The sequence below is a fragment of the Natronococcus jeotgali DSM 18795 genome (assembly GCF_000337695.1).
Classification (GTDB): domain Archaea; phylum Halobacteriota; class Halobacteria; order Halobacteriales; family Natrialbaceae; genus Natronococcus; species Natronococcus jeotgali.
Window position 1 is genome coordinate 1 of the sequence record NZ_AOIA01000067.1, and the last position, 852, is coordinate 852.

Sequence of the window (852 nt, forward strand, 5' to 3'; positions counted from 1 at the left end):
TACTCCTTGTAATGCTATTCGGATTTTGGATAGGCCAACAGTCGAAATTCACGTAATTCGTTCTTCTAGGGAGTCGTTCAATATGCATACTCACTGAGCAGGTGATTCAGCACCGTCAGTCTTGAAATCCATCACCCTCAGAACTGTTCTATGACACTCAGAGACCAGTATCCTGTCGAGCAGGCGTCCGCAAAGGCCGGTGATCCGAGAGCAGCTTCCGGATACGGATAGAAATTCTCGTAAAGCGGTTTCGAAAACAATAGCGGAAAAGCCAACCTCATTCAGTACCTTTTCGTTCTAGGAATTGAATAGTATGTTGCTCGCCAATGGCGAGGATCTGCCGTGATCGCCAGCACGGTAGGTTGGTTGTACCTGTCGATCCCCCTCCTCTGGGGGTTTCCGAAGACTACTGGTACATAGTACAGATGGGCTAAAGACCCAAGCCGAACAACTCGTTGAGTACGGTATCGACTCCTAATCGGATATCACGAGTAATTGGACAGATTCATATCCGTGGCCGTTTTACTTATCTTTGACGTATTCATTTGGAGGAGTGCTTCACACTACTTCTCTTGTTGACTATTCAATAGATTTATGTGCCTCCTATGTCAAAATAGAGTGGTGATATATGCATCATTTTCGCACTCATTGAGGACCAAATCCGTCTGAATCAGAGGTCAACGTACTGTGATTCCCACTCACGACGCTCCTGAATGGCTGTGTCCCCTTCATCGGTGATCGCGTAGTAGTTCGTTCGTCGATCGAGTTCTCCCTTCTCGACGAATCCCTTGTTGACGAGGGTGTCGAGATTGGGATACAGTCGCCCGTGATTGATTTCGCTACTATAGTACG

General features: G+C 47.2%; 1 protein-coding gene. It reads right to left on the reverse strand.

What is annotated here, in order from left to right:
- Positions 1-670: 670 nt before the first annotated feature.
- A partial coding sequence (locus tag C492_RS08085; protein ID WP_008422251.1) for a PadR family transcriptional regulator occupies positions 671-852 on the reverse strand: 182 nt, incomplete at its 5' end.